Here is a 2,092-nt window from a genome sequence, read left to right as displayed (position 1 = left end):
TTCACCAGCGCCAGGTTGACCACTCTTCCCGCGCTCCGAGTACGCCCAGGGACACCCTGCGGACCGCACGTTTCATCTCCACCAAACGACAGGTATAACCAGCCTTCGGGATTCCCGCGAAAGTACTTGGCCGGCCACGGCCACGACGAGGTCAAGTTGGGCGCCGCGCACGAAGCCACCTCATATGACGGCAGGCCTACGAGGCCGATGCACGACGATTTCGAGGCATTTGTTTCGGCCCAGGAGAAGACTCTGCGACATGCGTTGCAGAGCACTCTTCTTTGAGAGCCCGACTACGCCGGAACCGCGGTAAAACCTTCAGGCGCGGGCCCCAGCACTTCTTGGCCATCACCGATGGGTCGAGTCCAAGGTCCTCCCGCTCACGGTATCCACCGCCGCAACTCGGCGGTGCTCCGGCCCTGCTGACCACCTCAGCCGTGTCGCGTCCCCGCGTTCCCGCCTCTCCACAAATACAGGTTGGCCACCCCTTGCCGACTCGTACTACAAGAAGTCCTCGTTCCGGTCCGCGTCCCTACCATGCCGAGCCTCACCGTCAACCGCACCGCCGCTTGAAGGGTAAGCTCCCTCGACCTCCGAACAAAGCCCATTCTTACTGATAATGGGAACCCGCCGCATGTCGCGTCCGAGGGCCTCCTGCTCGAGGACGTAGCGCATCGGACCTGTGCGATATACGGCCGTTTTGATAAGTCGGTTGCTGAGGCGACCGTATTTGCCGAGGACCTCCACCAGGACCGCCATCTCGGCGTCAGACAAGGTAGGGTGAAACCGGGGGGCAGGCCCCTCAAGAACTATCGGAGTACCCCCCGAACGTTCCCACGCTATTTCGAAGCCGCTCATTGACCTCACCGCTGCCTGACACCCTGGTGGCCATGGCCCGTCAACCTGGCGCAGGTAGACCTCGCCTGTCAGGGTGCGACCGAGCTTCTCCAGGGCAATCAGGTCAGCTAGGTAGAGAAGCTTGACGAGTTTGAAGTACGCTACCTGCCCCATCTCTTGAACGATCGCCAGAATGAGGCGCTGCATTGGCGTGGCAGATTGTTGATCAATTTGGCGGACACGAGGCCGAGTCATGGCGTTACGGTCCAAGAGCCCCTTTCGAGGGTGAACGGTTTTCGCGAGGGCCATGAAGTCGGACCTCTGCTTAACAAGGCTTCGGTGGACGAGGGCCCGAGGGCCAGGATGATACATGGGCACAAGGATCCGTCCTGCCCACGGCAACGGCTGCGCGACATGGTCGGGGAGCCGATACGGGTGCGGCTTGATGAGGGCAATGGCGCGGAGGGCAGTGGTGCCCATCGGCACAACCACTTCGGGAGCCACCAGCTCGATCGTCATCGCGAGGAAGTAGCTGCAGTTCTTCAGTTCTGCGAGCGTAGGCGTATCGTTCCTCCCGGCGTCATCTCGCGGGTTACAAAGGAGAGCGTTGGTGATAAATACGTCACTGCGATCCCAGCCAATGTTGCCTAGAAGCATCTCAAAGTTGCGGCCCGCCTGGTCACCATAGAGCGGAACGCCCGTCCGATCGGCCCCCAACCGTCCGGGAGCTTCGGCGACGAACAACACCTTGGACCACAGGTTCCCGTTGTTCTTGGACAGTACCTTGGTGCGTTGCCAGAGCCGTTCACACAAGTTGCAGGCGACAGCAGCTTGACACAAGTCATCGAACAGCTGCGCCCTTTGAAAGACCGAGGAGACGCCCGTCACGGCATCGACCCCCCTTCCCCAACCAGGCACATCGGATCCGGACCTCCAGTCAAGGCGCCGCGTGCGAGCGTCTTTTGGGCAAGGCACCCGGAACGGCATCTATCGAGGAGCTGACACGAGGAGCAGGGCTCCACGTGAGCTGAGTTCAACTGAGCGCGAACGAGGCTCAGGAACGGAGAACGCTCCCAGCAATCACGCAGCGAAGAACCCCGCAATGAGGATAGCATTAAGGACCCCACGACATCTTCCGCCTTTGCCCATTTGAACCCGTCGCACGGCTGCACCCGCAGGTCAGGAAGTATCACCAGCTTAGTGAGCGCCGTGGTGCACGACTTCCCCTCCAGCATTAGGGGTCCCCACGAAGCCC

General features: G+C 61.1%; 2 protein-coding genes. Both read right to left on the bottom strand.

Features of this window, described 5'->3' with window-relative positions; all coding sequences use genetic code 11:
• Positions 1-501: 501 nt before the first annotated feature.
• On the bottom strand, positions 502-1,725 hold the full coding sequence (locus AB1609_22245; GenBank protein MEW6049155.1) for a uracil-DNA glycosylase family protein: 1,224 nt from the start codon (positions 1,723-1,725) through the stop codon (positions 502-504).
• Positions 1,722-2,072 carry an SPASM domain-containing protein gene (locus AB1609_22240; GenBank protein ID MEW6049154.1) on the bottom strand — a complete coding sequence of 117 codons (351 nt, stop codon included), beginning with the start codon at positions 2,070-2,072 and terminating at the stop codon, positions 1,722-1,724. The genes AB1609_22245 and AB1609_22240 overlap by 4 nt, the downstream gene beginning before the upstream one ends.
• Positions 2,073-2,092: the final 20 nt, after the last annotated feature.

Source organism: Bacillota bacterium, assembly GCA_040754675.1.
GTDB lineage: Bacteria > Bacillota > Limnochordia > Limnochordales > Geochordaceae > Geochorda.
The sequence above is the reverse complement of the archived record's forward strand: the minus strand, read 5'-3'. Positions and strand labels throughout refer to the sequence as shown.

Excerpts from the sequence above, each read along its gene's own strand:
- AB1609_22240 (MEW6049154.1), bottom strand. The coding sequence starts at position 2,072 with ATGCTGGAGGGGAAGTCGTGCACCACGGCGCTCACTAAGCTGGTGATA.